General features: G+C 56.5%; 14 protein-coding genes. 2 read left to right on the plus strand and 12 right to left on the minus strand.

Going from position 1 to position 16,186, the window contains the following annotated elements:
* Positions 1–24 precede the first annotated feature (24 nt).
* From betA to betI, 3 genes are read right to left on the minus strand one after another with little or no spacing between them, the layout of a single operon-like run.
* The gene (gene betA / locus ABLV75_RS00460; protein ID WP_004100038.1) at positions 25–1,689 is read right to left on the minus strand and encodes a choline dehydrogenase; all 1,665 of its coding nucleotides are present in this window, start codon (positions 1,687–1,689) and stop codon (positions 25–27) included.
* Between the two features lie 14 nt (positions 1,690–1,703).
* Positions 1,704–3,176: a betaine-aldehyde dehydrogenase gene (gene betB, locus ABLV75_RS00465; protein ID WP_004100039.1), complete on the minus strand. Its 1,473-nt coding sequence runs from the start codon at positions 3,174–3,176 to the stop codon at positions 1,704–1,706.
* A 10-nt stretch (positions 3,177–3,186) separates the two neighbouring features.
* Entirely contained in the window at positions 3,187–3,780 is a 594-nt protein-coding gene (betI, locus tag ABLV75_RS00470) for a transcriptional regulator BetI (protein ID WP_004111216.1), read from the minus strand.
* A gap of 128 nt (positions 3,781–3,908) precedes the next feature.
* Between betI and betT the strand changes: the two genes are divergently transcribed.
* Entirely contained in the window at positions 3,909–5,942 is a 2,034-nt protein-coding gene (gene betT / locus ABLV75_RS00475; RefSeq protein ID WP_004100042.1) for a choline BCCT transporter BetT, read from the plus strand.
* A gap of 222 nt (positions 5,943–6,164) precedes the next feature.
* Positions 6,165–6,317, plus strand: a complete 153-nt coding sequence (locus ABLV75_RS00480) for a Hok/Gef family protein (RefSeq protein WP_004100044.1) — start codon at positions 6,165–6,167, stop codon at positions 6,315–6,317.
* Between the two features lie 145 nt (positions 6,318–6,462).
* Here the strand turns inward: ABLV75_RS00480 and yqaB are convergent, their stop codons facing one another.
* From yqaB to ABLV75_RS00525, 9 genes are all read right to left on the minus strand, one after another.
* The gene (gene yqaB / locus ABLV75_RS00485) at positions 6,463–7,044 is read right to left on the minus strand and encodes a fructose-1-phosphate/6-phosphogluconate phosphatase (RefSeq protein WP_017146391.1); all 582 of its coding nucleotides are present in this window, start codon (positions 7,042–7,044) and stop codon (positions 6,463–6,465) included.
* Between the two features lie 74 nt (positions 7,045–7,118).
* Positions 7,119–7,904 (minus strand): SDR family oxidoreductase, encoded by a 786-nt coding sequence (locus tag ABLV75_RS00490; protein WP_004111223.1) that lies wholly within the window; start codon positions 7,902–7,904, stop codon positions 7,119–7,121.
* Between the two features lie 179 nt (positions 7,905–8,083).
* Positions 8,084–8,881 carry an SDR family oxidoreductase gene (locus ABLV75_RS00495; RefSeq protein ID WP_004100047.1) on the minus strand — a complete coding sequence of 266 codons (798 nt, stop codon included), beginning with the start codon at positions 8,879–8,881 and terminating at the stop codon, positions 8,084–8,086.
* A 60-nt stretch (positions 8,882–8,941) separates the two neighbouring features.
* Complete coding sequence (locus ABLV75_RS00500) at positions 8,942–9,997, minus strand: ABC transporter permease (protein ID WP_004100048.1); 1,056 nt, start codon at positions 9,995–9,997, stop codon at positions 8,942–8,944.
* A 17-nt stretch (positions 9,998–10,014) separates the two neighbouring features.
* Positions 10,015–11,559, minus strand: coding sequence for a sugar ABC transporter ATP-binding protein (locus ABLV75_RS00505; protein WP_004100049.1), 1,545 nt, complete (start codon positions 11,557–11,559; stop codon positions 10,015–10,017).
* A gap of 1 nt (position 11,560) precedes the next feature.
* The gene (locus ABLV75_RS00510) at positions 11,561–12,181 is read right to left on the minus strand and encodes a DUF2291 domain-containing protein (RefSeq protein ID WP_004100050.1); all 621 of its coding nucleotides are present in this window, start codon (positions 12,179–12,181) and stop codon (positions 11,561–11,563) included.
* Between the two features lie 43 nt (positions 12,182–12,224).
* The gene (locus ABLV75_RS00515) at positions 12,225–13,160 is read right to left on the minus strand and encodes a D-ribose ABC transporter substrate-binding protein (RefSeq protein WP_004100051.1); all 936 of its coding nucleotides are present in this window, start codon (positions 13,158–13,160) and stop codon (positions 12,225–12,227) included.
* A 133-nt stretch (positions 13,161–13,293) separates the two neighbouring features.
* A complete protein-coding gene (locus ABLV75_RS00520) occupies positions 13,294–14,814 on the minus strand; it encodes an FGGY-family carbohydrate kinase (protein ID WP_004100052.1) in 1,521 nt (506 codons plus the stop codon).
* A 364-nt stretch (positions 14,815–15,178) separates the two neighbouring features.
* Positions 15,179–16,129, minus strand: coding sequence for a sugar-binding transcriptional regulator (locus ABLV75_RS00525; RefSeq protein WP_004100053.1), 951 nt, complete (start codon positions 16,127–16,129; stop codon positions 15,179–15,181).
* Positions 16,130–16,186 lie beyond the last annotated feature (57 nt).

A 16,186-nucleotide genomic window follows, 5' to 3' on the forward strand; every position in this document is an offset into this window, starting at 1 on the left:
GGGCGGGGTGACGGGAACCGCCTCTTACCGGCGAACCGGCGCCCCGTTCGCCACGTAATACGCCGCCGTGCTCTTCGGCAGCGGCTGACGGCCGCGAATGGCATCAGCCATTTTTTCGCCAATCATAATTGTGGTCGCGTTAAGGTTGCCGGTAATAATCTGCGGCATGATCGAGGCGTCGACCACGCGCAGGCCTTCCAGTCCGTGAACCCGACCTTCGCCATCGACCACCGCCATCTCGTCATAGCCCATTTTACAGGTGCCGCACGGATGGAAGGCGGTTTCCGCATGATTGCGCACGAACTCATCCAGCTCGGTATCGCTCTGGCACTCCGCACCCGGGCTGATCTCCCGGCCGCGATAGTTATCCAGCGCCGGCTGATGCATGATTTCGCGGGTAATCCGAATCGCATCGCGAAACTCCTGCCAGTCCTGTTCGCTGGACATATAGTTAAACAGAATCGCCGGATGTTCGTGCGGATCGCGCGATTTCAGCCGCACGTGGCCGCGACTCGGGGAGCGCATAGAGCCAACGTGGCACTGGAAGCCGTGCTCTTTCACCGCGTTTGAGCCGTTGTAGTTAATCGCGACCGGCAGGAAGTGATACTGAATATTCGGCCACGTAAAGGCTTCCCGGCTGCGAATAAATCCGCCCGCTTCAAACTGGTTGCTGGCGCCGATGCCGGTTCCGCCGAACAGCCATTCGGCGCCGATTTTCGGCTGGTTCCACCACTGTAGCGCCGGGTAAAGCGACACCGGCTCTTTGCATTCGTACTGCAGATACATCTCCAGATGATCCTGCAAGTTTTCCCCGACGCCCGGCAGGGCGTGTACCAGCGGAATATCGAACTGGCGCAACAGTTCCGGGCTGCCGACGCCGGATCGCTGCAGAATTTGCGGCGAAGCGATAGCCCCCGCGCAGAGCAGCACTTCTTTATTGGCGGTCGCTTTCGACGGCGCGGTGCTGTCGCCCTCCAGCCACTCGACGCCGACGGCGCGCTTGCCGGCAAAAATAATATGATCGGTCAGCGCATGGGTGCGAATAGTCAGATTGGGACGCGCGCGCGCCTGGTCGAGATAGCCGCGCGCGGTGCTGGCGCGGCGTCCCTGCGGCGTCACGGTACGATCCATCGGGCCAAATCCCTCCTGCTGGTAGCCGTTAAGATCGTCGGTGCGCGGATAGCCAGCCTGTACGCCAGCTTCAATCATCGCGTGGAACAGCGGATTATTGCCCTGCTTTGGCGTGGTGACGCTGACCGGGCCGTCGCCGCCGTGGTAATCGTTGGCGCCGATATCGCGGGATTCTGCTTTGCGGTAATAGGGCAGGCAGTCCAGGTAGCTCCAGTGCTCAAGCCCCGGCGCCGAGGCCCAGTTATCAAGATCCATAGCGTTGCCGCGGATATAGCACATGCCGTTGATTAACGAGGATCCGCCGAGTCCCTTACCGCGTCCGCACTCCATGCGGCGATGGTTCATATGCGGTTCAGGCTCGGTCTCGTAGGCCCAGTTATAGCGACGCCCCTGTAGAGGAAACGCCAGCGCGGCGGGCATCTGGGTGCGGAAGTCGAAACGGTAATCCGGGCCGCCCGCTTCCAGCAGCAGGACGGTGGTGTCAGGATCTTCCGTCAGTCGTGTAGCCAGTACGTTGCCGGCGGAACCGGCACCAATAATAATGTAGTCAAACTGCAAAAATGACCTCCTGGTTAAAATATGGATTGAAACTGACCCATCTCAACCTGGATGGATTTTATCTGGGTGTAGCTGTGCAGCGTCTGTACGCCGTTTTCGCGGCCAATCCCGGAGTGCTTGTAGCCGCCGACCGGCATCTCCGCAGGGGATTCGCCCCAGGTGTTGATCCAGCAGATCCCGGCCTCCAGCCGATGAATCAGACGATGGGCGCGGTTTAAATCCGGCGTGACGACGCCAGCGGCGAGGCCGTATTCGGTGGCATTGGCGCGGCGAACCGCTTCTTCCTCATCGTCGTAACTCAGAATCGACATCACCGGGCCGAAGATCTCTTCGCGGACGATGGTCATCTGGTCATCGCAGTCGGTAAACACCGTCGGGGCGACCCACGCGCCGTGGTCGAAGCCTTCTCCTTTCAGCACTTCGCCGCCGCAGAGCAGGCGCGCGCCTTCTTGTTTACCCGTCTCGATGTAGCGCAGCACGTTCTCGCGGTGCGGGAAGCTCACCAGCGGTCCGAAGTTGGTGCTTTCAGCAAACAGATCGCCGGGGCGGATACGCGCCACGCGGGCGAGGACTTTCTCTTCAAATGCCGCTTTCAGGCGCGCCGGAACGAATACCCGGGTGCCGTTGGTGCAGACCTGGCCTGAACTGTAGAAGTTAGCCATCATCGCGATGTCGGCGGCGAGGTCGAGGTTGGCGTCTTCGCAGACGATCAGCGGTGATTTTCCGCCCAGCTCCATGGTCACTTCCTTCAGTGAGGAGGCGGCGGAGTTGGCCATCACTTTTTTGCCGCTGGCGACGCCGCCGGTGAAGGAGATTTTGGCGATGTCCGGGTGCTCGGTGAGATACTGGCCGGTTTCGGCGCCGGTGCCCGGCAGCACGTTAAATACGCCCGCCGGGAGTCCCGCTTCGCGGTAAATTTCCGCCAGCTTCAGGGCGGTGAGCGGGGTGACTTCACTCGGCTTAAAGATCATCGCGTTCCCGGCCGCCAGCGCCGGGGCTGATTTCCATAAGGCGATCTGGATCGGGTAGTTCCAGGCACCGATCCCGGCGACGACGCCCAGCGGTTCCCGGCGGGTATAGACGAATGAACTTTCGCGTAGCGGGATCTGGCTCCCTTCCAGCGCCGGGATCAGGCCCGCGTAGTACTCCAGGACATCAGCGCCGGTGACGATATCGACGGCGGCGGTTTCGCTCAGCGGTTTGCCGGTATCGAGAGTTTCCAGACGCGCCAGTTCGTCGTTGCGCTCGCGCAGAATGTCGACCGCTTTACGCAAAATGCGCGAACGTTCCATGGCGCTCATCGCCGCCCAGATTTTTTGCCCTTTTTGGGCGCTCTTTACCGCCCGGTCGACGTCTTCGCGGCCGGCGGCCTGGACGGTCGCCAGCACTTCCCCGTTGGCGGGGTTAATCGTCTCGAAGGTTTTACCGCTGGTGGCGGAAACATAACCACCGTCGATGTAAAGCTGCTGTTCGGCCATTCGGGACATGGGTCCTCCATTATTGAGAAGTCGGTGGCAGATATTTGCTGATGAAGTGCTCGGCGAGCGTTTCGGCGCGGGCTTTATCGAGCGGTTTACCGCTCAGCGCCGCGCGTAGCCACAGCCCGTCGATCAGCGCGGCGAGACCGTACCCGGCCTCCTGCGCCTCTTCGCGCGGCAGGGCGCGCTGAAACTCATAGACGATATTCGACAGCAGTCGTCGGCTGCTGACCTGCTGCAGGCGATAGAGCATCGGCTGATGCATGCTGCTGGCCCAAAAGGCGAGCCAGGCCTTCATTGCCGCGCTGCTTATCTGACTCTCGTCGAAGTTGCCGGCCACGATGGCGCGCAGGCGTTCCCGCGGGCCGGCCCCGGGCAGGGCGTGCAGGCGGCTCAACACCGCCTGGCGCAGCTGGCCGGTGATATCGCGCATCGTCGCCTCCAGCAGGCCGTTCTTATCTTTGAAATAGTGGCTGATGATGCCGGTCGATACGCCAGCACGTCGGGCGATCTGCGCGACGGTGGCATCGTGCATTCCCACTTCATTGATGGCGGCCAGGGTCGCGTCAATCAGCTGCCGCTGCCGTATCGGTTGCATCCCCAGTTTGGGCATTTCTCAGACTCCATTCATCAGCTTTGTTTATCTATTAAAGCGGTTTTTGATTGGACGTTCAATATAAAATGTGTCTTAATTGTTGCCGATTTTGGTTTTAATAGTTGCAAAAAAAGTAAGGAGAATGGATGACAGACCTTTCGCCGAGCAGAGAAAAGGACAAAATCAATCCGGTGGTTTTTTATACCTCCGCCGGACTGATTTTGTTGTTTTCCCTGATGACTCTCTTCTTCAGCGATTTTTCCGCGGCCTGGATTGGCCGTACCCTGAACTGGGTTTCAAAGACCTTCGGCTGGTACTATTTGCTGGCGGCAACGCTGTATATCGTGTTTGTGGTGTGCATCGCCTGCTCGCGTTTCGGTTCGGTGAAGCTCGGGCCGGAGCACTCGAAGCCGGAGTTTAGCGTCATGAGCTGGGCGGCAATGCTGTTCGCCGCCGGTATCGGTATCGACCTGATGTTTTTCTCCGTCGCCGAACCGGTGACCCAGTATATGCAGCCGCCGGAAGGGGCGGGGCAGACCATGGAGGCGGCGCGCCAGGCGATGGTATGGACGTTGTTTCACTACGGGCTGACCGGCTGGTCGATGTATGCCCTGATGGGGATGGCGCTGGGATACTTTAGCTATCGTTATAATTTACCCCTGACCATCCGCTCCGCGCTCTATCCGATCTTCGGCAAAAAGATTAATGGCCCAATCGGCCACAGCGTGGATATCGCCGCCGTTATCGGCACCATTTTTGGTATCGCCACCACCCTCGGGATTGGCGTGGTGCAGCTAAACTACGGCCTCAGCGTGCTGTTTGATATTCCGGACTCGCTGGGCGCGAAAGCGGCGCTGATCGTGCTGTCGGTCATTATCGCCACCATCTCCGTGACCTCCGGGGTGGATAAAGGCATTCGTATCCTTTCCGAGCTTAACGTGGTGCTGGCCCTCGGGCTGATCCTGTTTATCCTGTTTATGGGCGACACCGAGTTTCTGCTCAACGCGCTGGTGCTCAATGTTGGCGACTATGTGAATCGTTTTATGGGCATGACCCTCAACAGCTTCGCCTTCGATCGTCCGGTCGAGTGGATGAACAACTGGACCCTGTTCTTCTGGGCGTGGTGGGTGGCGTGGTCGCCATTTGTCGGCCTGTTCCTGGCGCGTATTTCACGCGGGCGCACCATTCGTCAGTTTGTGGTGGGAACGCTGATTATCCCGTTCACCTTTACGCTGCTGTGGCTGTCGGTGTTCGGCAATAGCGCGCTGTATGAAATCATCCACGGCAATGCGGCCTTCGCCGCCGAGGCGGTCGCCCACCCGGAGCGCGGCTTCTATAACCTGCTGGCGCAGTATCCGGCGTTTACCTTTAGCGCTTCGGTGGCGACGATTACCGGCCTGCTGTTTTACGTGACCTCCGCGGATTCCGGGGCGCTGGTGCTGGGTAACTTCACCTCGAAGCTGAAGGATATCAACAGCGATGCGCCAAACTGGCTGCGGATCTTCTGGTCGGTGGTTATCGGCCTGCTGACCCTGGGGATGCTGATGACTAACGGCATTTCCGCCCTGCAGAACGCGACGGTGATTATGGGGCTGCCGTTTAGCTTCGTGATCTTCTTCGTGATGGCGGGGTTATATAAGTCGCTGAAGGTTGAGGATTATCGCCGCGAGAGCGCCAACCGCGACACCGCCCCGCGACCGCTGGGCGTGCAGGATCGCCTGAGCTGGAAGAAGCGCCTGTCGCGGCTGATGAACTATCCCGGCACGCGCTATACCCGCCAGATGATGGAGACGGTGTGCTTCCCGGCGATGGAAGAGGTGGCGCAGGAGCTGAAGCTGCGCGGCGCCTACGTCGAGCTGAAAAGCCTGCCGCCGGAAGAGGGGGACAACCTGGGCCATCTCGACCTGCTGGTGCATATGGGCGACGAGCAGAACTTTGTTTATCAGATCTGGCCGCAGCAGTACTCCATTCCCGGCTTTACCTACCGGGCGCGCAGCGGGAAGTCGACCTACTATCGTCTGGAGACCTTCCTGCTGGAAGGGAGTCAGGGCAACGACCTGATGGACTACAGCAAAGAGCAGGTCATTACCGATATTCTTGACCAGTACGAGCGTCATTTGAACTTTATCCACCTGCATCGCGAAGCGCCGGGCAACAGCGTGACCTTCCCCGGAATGTAGGCTATCTAAACGTTTTCTGAAAAAGGATTGCAGCTGGTTAAATATACAGTGAAAAGCGCAGGGAAGCGTATGATGGCGGCGGGTGCCTGAGGCTTTCTGCGTTCAGGCTTAGGTGAGGATTCAGAAAGACGAAGCCCCAGGAGATGTTCCCATCAACCTGAGGCTCACGATCCAACCCTAGCACGTTGGATAGTAGCCTCTTCTTCGCATGGAGGCAACGAGATGCTGACAAAATACGCCCTGGTGGCAATCATCGTGCTGTGTCTGACAGCGCTGGGATTGACGTTAATGGTGCACGACTCGCTGTGCGAGCTGAGCATCAAAGAACGTAGTATGGAGTTCAAGGCCGTTCTCGCTTACGAAACGAAGAAGTAGCCGGTATGCGGGGAGCTATCCCCGCTTATCCGCAGGCTGGGTAAGGAACCTTAAGGCACCTTTTTTCTGCTGATCCGGGAGCAGGATGGACGGCGAGAGAACAGAGACCGGTTAAAAGCAAAAGCGCCGCCACCCTGCATAATGCTTATCTGGCAGGCGTCAGAGTATTGACGTCGACCACGTCCATACCTGCATTTTTTGCGGCTTCAATACCAAATCGTGAGTCTTCAAAAACCAGGCAGCGTTCAGGCTGAACCTTAAGCTCGCTGGCACATAATAAAAAAGTGTCGGCGGCGGGTTTATGATTTTTAACCCGGTCAGCGGAGACGATAGCGGCGAAATGCTGAGTTAATTGAAAGCGTGCAAGCAGTATATCCACGGTGCTACGTTCGCTTCCGGTTCCCAGCGCCAGGGGAATTTTGCCCTGCCACTGCTGTAAAATCTTCATGGCCGGTAAAAGCTGAATATCGACCGTCTGCAGCAAGTTCTCGATCGCCTGTTTTTTACGCTCGGCCAGGGAGAACGGATCGGCTCGTAATCCTTTTAAAGCCACAAGCTGGCTGGCCACCTGCCAGGGCGCTGAACCATTGAACGGAATCAGCTCCTCTTCAGAAATGGCGATATTGTCGGCAGCGAATACGCTTAGCCACGCTTTGCGGTGCAAAGGTTCGGTGTCAAAAAGCGTGCCATCCATATCAAAAATCAGGGCCTGATAGTGGCGATACATAATGATTGCCTGTGTGCTGTGATCATCGTCAGGGAGGGAAATGCGGAGAAGGCTCCCCGCATTGTTATACCGTCTTACCAGCAGACAAAGCCGCCATCGACAACCAGATCAACCCCGGTACAGAATGATGCCGCGTCGCTGGCAAGGAACAGCGCCGGACCGGCCATCTCTTCAACCTTCGCCATGCGCTGGATCGGCGTCTGGCTTTCGAACTCGCGGGTCTGATGAACCATCTCAGGGCGGGTGTTCATCGGCGTGGCGGTGTAGCCTGGGCTGATGGAGTTAACGCGGATCCCTTTGCCGATCCACTCCATCGCGAGGCTTTTCGACAGGTGGATCACGCCCGCTTTCGAGCAGTTGTAGTGAGCCTGATCGAGGCCGCGGTTAACAATAATGCCGGACATGGAAGCGATATTAATAATCGAGCCGCCGCCGGATTCCTGCATCAGTTCAGCTTCCGCCTTACAGGAGTTCCACACGCCGGTAAGGTTAATATCGATAACCCGCTGCCACTGCTCGGTTTCCATTTCCAGCGCCGGATTGGCATTAGCAATCCCGGCGGCGTTTACGGCGACATCAAGGCGGCCAAAGCGGCTTTTCGCCAGCGCGACGCCGGCGCGTAGGTCGCTAAGCTGACGAACATCGCCGGTGTAAAAACAGGCTCCGCCGCCGATCGCCTCAATATTTTTGACGGTTTCAGCAAGGCCGCCGTCTTCACGTAGATCGAAGCAAACGACCCGGGCCCCCGCGCTGGCGAGTCCGTAAGCAATCATCTGGCCGATGCCGCTGCCCGCGCCGGTGACAAAGGCTACGCGGTCCTGCAGATTAAATAGCTGTTGGGCAAAATCTTTTGCGATCATAGTTATTTCTCTCTAAAAAATATTCTTTAGCATGCCCGGTGTTGGCGTTCCCGGAGGCGGCGCGTTGCGCCTGTCCGGGCTACGGGGCTTGTGCCTTCGGGTAGCCCGGACAGGTGCGCAGCACCGCCTCCGGGAGATGATTTGTATAGCCTGACCTGAAATATGCCAGGCTGGCGGCATTACGACATAATCAAGCCGCCATCGATATTGATGGTCTGCCCGGTGAGGTAGCGCGCGTCGTCGGAGGCGAGAAACGCCACCAGTCCGGCAACGTCTTCCGGTTTGCCGGCGCGCTTCATTGGAATGCCTTCGACCCACTCCGCCATTAGCTCGCCCTTACCGTAGCGCTTCTGCTCGGTGCTGAGGATCTCGCCCCAGACGCGGTCGTTGTAATCCCACATTTCGCTTTCAATAATGCCCGGACAGAAGGCGTTAACGGTGATATTCCACGGCGCCAGCTCGTGCGCCAGGCTTTGGGTGATGCCGATGACGCCCATTTTGCTGGCGGCATAGTGCGGGGTGTAGATAAAACCCTGTCGACCCTGGCCGGAAGAGGTATTGATCAGGCTGCCGTGGTTCTGCTTAACCATGTATTTGGCGGCTTCGCGGCAGCACAGCCAGACGCCGGTGGTGTTAACGGCGAGCACTTTTTCAAAGTCGGCTTTCGGCATGCGATCGTAATAGTCGATGGTGATCACGCCTGCGTTCTGGATAGAGACATCGATGGTGCCAAAACGCGCTGCAGCCTGCTCGTACAGCGACTGCACCTGCGCTTCGTCGGTCACATCAACCTGTAACGATAGGATATCGGCCTGATAGCGCTGGCGTAAGGTTTCCGCCGTTTCATGGACGCGCTCGGCGTTAGAGACCATCACCAGATTCGCACCATCGCGCGCAAAGCGCTCGGCGATACCTGCACCAATTCCGCGGCAGGCGCCGGTGATAACAACCGTTTTGTTCTGGAAATTTCTTTGCATGTTTTTCATCCCTAATTGAAGCCGGACGGCAGTGCGTCCGGCGGGGTAATAAATAGGTGATTAACTGGTGGCTCCTGCCGCAGCCAGCTTCTCCTCATGGCGGCGCATCAGGATGACTTTGTTCTGCAGTTTCTGCTGGAACTGGTCGACGACGACGGCGGTGACGATAACGACGCCTTTAATGACCATTTGCCAGAAATCGCTGACCCCCATCATCACCATGCCGTCGGCGAGGAAGACGATGACGAATGCGCCGATGATTGACCCGGTAACCCGGCCGCGACCGCCTGCCAGCGCGGTTCCGCCGAGCACGGTAGCGCCGATGGCGTCCATTTCGAACATATTGCCGGTCATCGGGTGCGCGGTTTGCAGCTGTGACGCGACGATGAGGCCAACGAATGCGGAGCACAGGCCGGAGAAGGCGTAAACGAAGATTTTTGCTTTGACGATAGGCACGCCGGCCAGGCGAGCGGCGGATTCATTACCGCCGATTGCATAGATATAGCGGCCCAGCGGGGTTTTGGTGGTCAGCCAGTAGCCCAGCAGCAGGAAGCCGATCATCAGCCAGATAGGCAGATAGATGCCCATCAGCGTCCCGGAGCCGAGAGTGGAGAAGCCGGTATTGCCCAGCGCTTCCATGCCGTTGAGGTTCGGATAGGTGCTGCCGTCGTTGAACAGCAGCGCCGAGCCTCTGGCGACATACATCATGCCCAGGGTGCAGATAAAGGGCGCCACGCCGAAGCGGGTGATTACCGCGCCGTTAACAAAGCCAACCAGCACGCCGAAGAGCGCCACGCAGAGGATCACCTCCGGCACGTTGAAAAAGATAACGCTGCCGTTCCATAAGGGCAGACCGTTGGTTAAGAGCGCCCCGGCAACCATACCGCAGATCCCGGCGACGGCGCCGACGGAAAGGTCGATACCGCCGGTCAGGATAACCAGCGTCATGCCGATGGCCAGCAGGCCGGTGATGGCCACGTGCTGGGTCATAATCAGCAGGTTAGATGTGGTCAGGAAATTCGGTACCATCACGCTGAAGAATGCGATAACCAGCAGCAGAGCGATAAACGTTCTGGCCTTCAGCAGGTACATATAAATCATATATTTCTGGTTCATGATGGGTTCCAGCCTGATTAATCTTGAGGTGTTGAAGCCGCGATCAATTTTTCGCGGGTAACCGCATGGCGCGGTAAATCGGCGGTAATCCGGCCATCGGCCATCACCAGAATGCGATCTGCCAGCGCCATAACTTCATCCAGCTCCGATGAAGAGAACATCACCGCCAGACCCTGTTGGGCCATTTTGCCGATCAGGTGATACACGTCAGTTTTCGCGCCGACGTCGATACCGCGAGTGGGCTCATCGAGAAACACCACTTCGGGCCTGGTCATCAACGCCTTGCCGAGCACCACTTTTTGTTGATTGCCGCCGCTGAGCGAGGTGATGGGCAGATCGGGGTCGCTGACCTTGATCGCCAGTTCGCGGATCATCTCTTTGACGCAGGTGATTTCTTTCTGCGGATTCAGCCATTTCCACGCCCGACGAAAGCCCTGAAGGCTGAAATCAGAGAGGGTCATATTCGATTGAATCGACATCATCTGCACCACGCCTTCTCCCTGGCGGTCTTCGGGAACCAGCGCCAGCCCTTTTTTCAGCCGCGCCTGGAACGGGGACTTTTCGATATTTTCGCCGTTGAGATGGACGTTACCGCTTTGGCAAGGCATTAATCCGACCAGGCCTTTAAACAGCTCCGTGCGTCCGGCGCCGAGCAGGCCATAGATGCCGATCACCTCTCCCTTACTTAAGGTGAAGGTCACGTCGTTGAGCTTATAGCCGCCGCTCGGGTGCAGCGCCGTTAAACCTTCAACGGCAAGGACCGCTTCGCCTTTCGGCGCGGGCCGGTAGTCGAAATGTTTTTTCTTATCGCCGACCATCTGTTCGATAATCCACGGGATACTGGCGTCGCTGACTTCGCGTTCACTGATAAAGCGTCCGTCGCGGAAAATGGTGATGTGGTCGCCAATTTCCATCAGTTCTTCGAGGCGGTGGGAAATATAGATAATGGTGACGCCGCGACGTTTAAGCTGTTCAATAACGTTAAACAGGATTTTGACTTCCGACTGGCTGAGCGCAGAGGTGGGCTCATCCATAATTAATACTCGGGTGTCTTTTGAAAGCGCGCGCGCAATTTCGACCAGTTGCTGATGGCCAATACCGAGCTCGCCGAGCTGGGTATAAGGGTCGACGTTGAGCTCCAGCCTCTCGAGTAATTTTTTGGCTAACTCGTATTGATATTTTTCGTTGATCTTTCCTTTTTGAAAGAACTCGTTAGCCATGAAAATATTATCCATGACGTTCATATTCGGAAATAAATTTAATTCCTGGAAAATGATGCTGATTCCCTGCTTTTCGGCCTGGTGAGTCGAGCTCAGGGTAACCGGAACGCCATCAAGAATAATTTGACCGGAGGAGGGTGTTTCAACGCCAGCAAGCATTTTCATCATGGTGGATTTACCCGCACCATTTTCACCGATCAGAACGTTTACTTTATTTCGATAGACCCGGTAATTGACGTTATCTAAGGCAACGACGCCGGGATAAACGCGCGATAATTCACGGGTTTCGATAATAACTTCAGATTCGACTGGTTGGGAATTGACGAGTTCTTGCCGCTGCATTTTATTGTCCTCCCAAACGAACAATTTTTGCCGGCGTAATATCAGGAACGGTCTGCGGAATATCCCAGGCCGAGAACACGCCATATACCTGCACCGCTTCACCGGTTTTAACCTGTGCCGTCTGGATCATTTTGACCGCATGTTCGTTAATCGCCCGGCTATATTCACCAAACAGCACCTGATCGTTGAAGTCCTGATAGCTGGCGCCCTGGTAGCCGTCGCGTAAAAGCGTGCCGCGCAGCGTCGGGCCAATCTGCACCACCACGTTGCTGCCGCTGGTATCCTGGATCGTCATTTTTCCGCTGCGGGAAGCGGAATCAATTTTGCTGATATTGCCTTCCACTTTGACGTAGAACACGCACGGGTTCTCATCCTGAGCGCGATAACCTAACGCTTTGCAGGCGCTATCAATGTCTTTCGCCGTGCGCAGGGCAGTCATTAACTCGGCAACGGGGCGGGCCCTGGCCACAACCTGAGGAACGACCTGCTCTTGCCATGTCCGATCGATATCCGCCATATGCGGATTAGGCGGGGATTTCAGGTCGGCCAGCTCCTGCTGAGAAACAATTCGGCAGCCTCCGAGGGCAACAACGACCAGCATCAGCGAGATTTTTTTATACATAATACTCTCCTGTGCGCCCCGGAAGGGGCGCAACAACCTGGAATCAGGATTTGATATTGAAGTCCTGAACTTTGTCTGCATTGTCCTGGGTGATCAGAATGCCGCGGAACATCACGCGCTGCCTGGCCGGTTTTTCGCCTTTTTGCAGGTAGTTATCGAGGTCGGTCACTCCCTGAGCGGCGATGGCCTGCGCCTGAAGCATCACGGTGGCCTGCAGGGTGCCGGCTTTTACCGCGTCGCGCTCATCGTTGCTGCCATCGATACCGACCACCACCACGTCGTTGCGATTAGCGGCTTTCAGCGCGGCAATGGCGCCAAGCGCGACAGGACCGTTGCCGCAAATCACGCCTTTCACGTCGGGGTGCGCCTGCAGGATGCTGTCCATAATGCGTTTGCCGTCGATTAACGTGCCCTTTGCGTCCTGCTTAGCGACGCTGACCATATCCGGGTACTGGTCGATAACCTGGTGGAAAGATTTTGAACGCGTTACGCAATTATTATCCGCCAGGTTACAGGTCAGCTCGGCGTATTTGCCTTTCTCCGCCATTTTCTCGACAAATACGTTGGCGACTTCAGAACCGGCCTGGAAGTTATTATGGGTAATTTGCTCCAGCGCAATATCATCGACAGGAATTTCACGGTTGATTAAAACCACCGGAATACCCGCTTTCTTCGCTTTTTCAATGGCGGCGACGCTGGCGGTGGAGTCGGCGTTATCCAGAATAATGCCCTGAACTTTTTTACCGATGGCGGTATCGATCAGCTCGTTCTGTTTTTTGACATCTTCGCCATGGGACAGAATGGTAGTTTGATATCCCAGCTCTTTGGCTTTCTCGCTGGCGCCCTTGGCTTCAGAGGCGTAATACGGGTTATCCAGCGAGTTAACCATGATCATAATGGTGCCTTTTTCTGCGGCCTGAGCGGCAAAAGAAAAGGCGGTCAGGGTAGCAGCAGTTAAAAGCGTTAAACGTAATTTCATGACAATTTTCTCTCTTGGTTGTTATTGTCGGGTACGGTGAAACAACGTAAGGCCTGTAAATCGAGTTTATGGGCCGGGGGTCTCCTTTTGTTGATGAGTAAGGTGCGTCACGCGTGCGATTCCCTGGTGGGCGTCAGGCGGACGTTGCCGGTTTCCATAATGTTCTGTTCACCGCATGGCGCCACTCCTGCCATCTCTTCTGCAGGCGCTGGTGGCGGGCCATATCGGGAATAAATTCGCTATGTTCGGTTAAAAAGGCTTTCAGGTCGGTGACCGTTCCCGGATTCAGGGCCTTGCGCGCAAGGAGGGCTGCGCCAATCGCCGACAGTTCGGCAACGTCGCTGCGCATCACCGGGCAGCCGAGCAGGTCAGCCTGATACTGCATTAACCAGTCGTTTTTGGTCGGGCCGCCGTCGACCATCAGCGCCGCTAAATGGAAGTCATCCTGCTGGCGCATGGCGACGACGACATCGGCGATTTGATAGGTAATGGATTCCAGCGCGGCGCGAATCAGATGGGCGCGCTTGACGCCGCGGCTCAGACCGCAAATCACGCCGCGGGCGCTGTCGTCCCACCACGGTGCGCCGAGGCCGGTTAAGGCTGGTACAAAATAGACGCCAAGAGTGGAGTCCACGGAGCCGGGAAGGGTGTTAAGCTCGTGAGCCAGTTCGGCATCCGAAAGCTCGCTTAACCCGGTGCTGTCGGCCATCCACGCCACGGCGTCGCCGGTATGGGGAATATTACCTTCGAGCCCGTAGGTGATGCTGTCGCCGTCGTGCCAGGCGATGGTGGTGGCCAGCGCGTCGATATCGCACTGTGCGGATTTTACCGGCGCCATCACCGATGACCCCGTACCGTAGGTGGCTTTAACACAGCCGAGTTCGCCCAGTGCGTGGCCAAACAACGCGGCGTGGGAATCCCCGACCATCGCCATCACCGGAATACCGTCAGGAATATTATTCAGCCCGCGGGTATAGCCAAATAATCCGCTGGACGGTTTAATCTCCGGCAGCGCGGCGCGTGGGATCTGGAATAGCGCCAGCATTTCGTCGTCCCACTGGCCGGTTTGCAGGTTCAGTAGCTGCGTGCGCGCGGCATTGGAATAATCGCAATGAAACGCTTCGCCCTGGGTTAAGTTCCACAGCAGCCAGCTGTCGATAGTGCCGAGGCAGATTTCTCCCCGCTCTGCCAGCATGCGACCCTCAGGAATGGATTCCAGCAGCCAGCGCATTTTTGAAGCAGAGAACAGGGGGGCAATCGGCAGGCCGGTAGCGGCCTTAATTTGTTGCTCAGTACCGTCGCGGCGTAGTTCATCGCAAAACGCAGCGCTGCGGGTACATTGCCAGGTGATAGCCGCGTTGATCGGCTTACCGCTCTGGCGATACCAGCCGATCGCCGTCTCGCGCTGATTGCTGATGGCTAAGGCAGCGATGTTTTCCGCGCCAACGTGTTCAACCGCTTGCGCAATAACGTCCAGTGACGCCTCTACCAGCACTTCTCCCGACTGCTCAACCCAGCCCTCACGCGGTGTTTGAATCGCCAGCGGCTGGGAGAATTTCACCACGACCTGGCCGCGGCTATCGAGCACGACGGCTTTGGCATTCGTGGTGCCTTCGTCCAGTGCAATGATGAACTCTTTAGGTGTTGCCTGCATTAGGTAGTCTCCTGAGTCACACTTCGTCCTGGTGCGGAGGGCAAAAGGTGAGCATTCCTCTTGTTCGCATTGCTTCCTGGCAGGGCATGATGTGACAATTCGTTTTCACTTTTTTAATCACTGAATATATATTCGATAGTGATTATTTATTTGATACCTTAGCCAGAAACTTCCCGTCGGGCTACTGGAAAAGTTATCAATTGTGCTGGCAATCACACTTATCCGATCGGCGAAGCGTTCAGCTATGGGTGGGAAAGGAGGTGATTTGAGAGTTTTATGTCATTGAAATATAATGACTTATTTGCGTAACCTTTACGCTTCTGGCAAAGCGTAAAGGCTGTGGGAAAGTGTTTGAGTGAGGAAATTAACCGGCAATAAGCAGTCTGGCCGTTGGGTAATCGGTGATCAGAACATCGATATAACCGCCCGAAAGCGCACCTTTGATAGCTGCGACCTTCTCGCTGCCGCCGGCCAGGGCCACCACGTTAGGGCACTTCTTCACCTTCTCCAGCGCCATACCGATAACAGGATCTTCATCATCGCGTAACACTGCTCTGCCGTTTTTATCGTAATAGTGCAGGCAAATGTCACCCACGGCACCGCGTTCCGCCAGCACCTGCAGCATATCTTCGTGATAGTAGTTGCCGGATGTTTTCAGCAGCTGCGAAGGTTCAAGAATACCGATCCCGACAATCGCGATATCGACTTCATCAAAGCGGGCAATAACGTCGGCGACATCTTTACTGGCAACAAGACGATTCTTCTCCTCGGTGGATCCTTCAATGCTCTGTGAAGGGAGCAGCCAGGCTTCACAGTTCAGATGCTGCGCCAGGGTCTGGGTGAGAATAGTGGCCTGCACGTTGCCGTTCGGCCCTACGCCGCCGAGCAACTGGATGACGCCGCTGGCTTTCAGGTTTTGGGCGTGTACTTCATCCACCATCGCGCGGATGGTGGAACTCCACGAAGAGACGCCAATCAGATCCTTTGGCCGTAATCGCGTTTCGAGGTAGTGGGCAGCGGCGGAACCGATAGCGCGCTTGATGGTGTGATCGCTAGCATCCTCTTCGGTATCCACCACGATGGCTTGCTTAATTCCGTAACGATCCTCAAGACCTTTTTCAAGGTTAAGAAAAATATTTGATGGCTGAACAACGCTAATTTTCACCACGCCCTCTTTCTGGCAGCGGGTGATCGCTCGGGAGATAAATGACTGAGAAAGCGAGAGAAGTTGAGCAATGTCGGACTGCTTGCGTCCTTCGAGATAGTAGAGCGTGGCAATCTTAACTAATAGCCGTTGTTCATCCTGCTTAGCCATATATTTCCCCGAAAATCATTTACGTGCAGCCATTATCTTAGAGCTCATTATCATACG

It is taken from the genome of Klebsiella sp. CN_Kp066 (assembly GCF_040065135.1).
GTDB classification, from domain to species: Bacteria; Pseudomonadota; Gammaproteobacteria; order Enterobacterales; family Enterobacteriaceae; genus Klebsiella; species Klebsiella oxytoca.

Excerpts from the sequence above, each read along its gene's own strand:
- betB (WP_004100039.1), bottom strand. The coding sequence starts at position 3,176 with ATGTCCCGAATGGCCGAACAGCAGCTTTACATCGACGGTGGTTATGTT.
- betI (WP_004111216.1), bottom strand. The coding sequence starts at position 3,780 with ATGCCCAAACTGGGGATGCAACCGATACGGCAGCGGCAGCTGATTGAC.
- betT (WP_004100042.1), top strand. The coding sequence starts at position 3,909 with ATGACAGACCTTTCGCCGAGCAGAGAAAAGGACAAAATCAATCCGGTG.
- ABLV75_RS00480 (WP_004100044.1), top strand. The coding sequence starts at position 6,165 with ATGCTGACAAAATACGCCCTGGTGGCAATCATCGTGCTGTGTCTGACA.
- yqaB (WP_017146391.1), bottom strand. The coding sequence starts at position 7,044 with ATGTATCGCCACTATCAGGCCCTGATTTTTGATATGGATGGCACGCTT.
- ABLV75_RS00490 (WP_004111223.1), bottom strand. The coding sequence starts at position 7,904 with ATGATCGCAAAAGATTTTGCCCAACAGCTATTTAATCTGCAGGACCGC.
- ABLV75_RS00495 (WP_004100047.1), bottom strand. The coding sequence starts at position 8,881 with ATGCAAAGAAATTTCCAGAACAAAACGGTTGTTATCACCGGCGCCTGC.
- ABLV75_RS00500 (WP_004100048.1), bottom strand. The coding sequence starts at position 9,997 with ATGAACCAGAAATATATGATTTATATGTACCTGCTGAAGGCCAGAACG.
- ABLV75_RS00505 (WP_004100049.1), bottom strand. The coding sequence starts at position 11,559 with ATGCAGCGGCAAGAACTCGTCAATTCCCAACCAGTCGAATCTGAAGTT.
- ABLV75_RS00510 (WP_004100050.1), bottom strand. The coding sequence starts at position 12,181 with ATGTATAAAAAAATCTCGCTGATGCTGGTCGTTGTTGCCCTCGGAGGC.
- ABLV75_RS00515 (WP_004100051.1), bottom strand. The coding sequence starts at position 13,160 with ATGAAATTACGTTTAACGCTTTTAACTGCTGCTACCCTGACCGCCTTT.
- ABLV75_RS00520 (WP_004100052.1), bottom strand. The coding sequence starts at position 14,814 with ATGCAGGCAACACCTAAAGAGTTCATCATTGCACTGGACGAAGGCACC.
- ABLV75_RS00525 (WP_004100053.1), bottom strand. The coding sequence starts at position 16,129 with ATGGCTAAGCAGGATGAACAACGGCTATTAGTTAAGATTGCCACGCTC.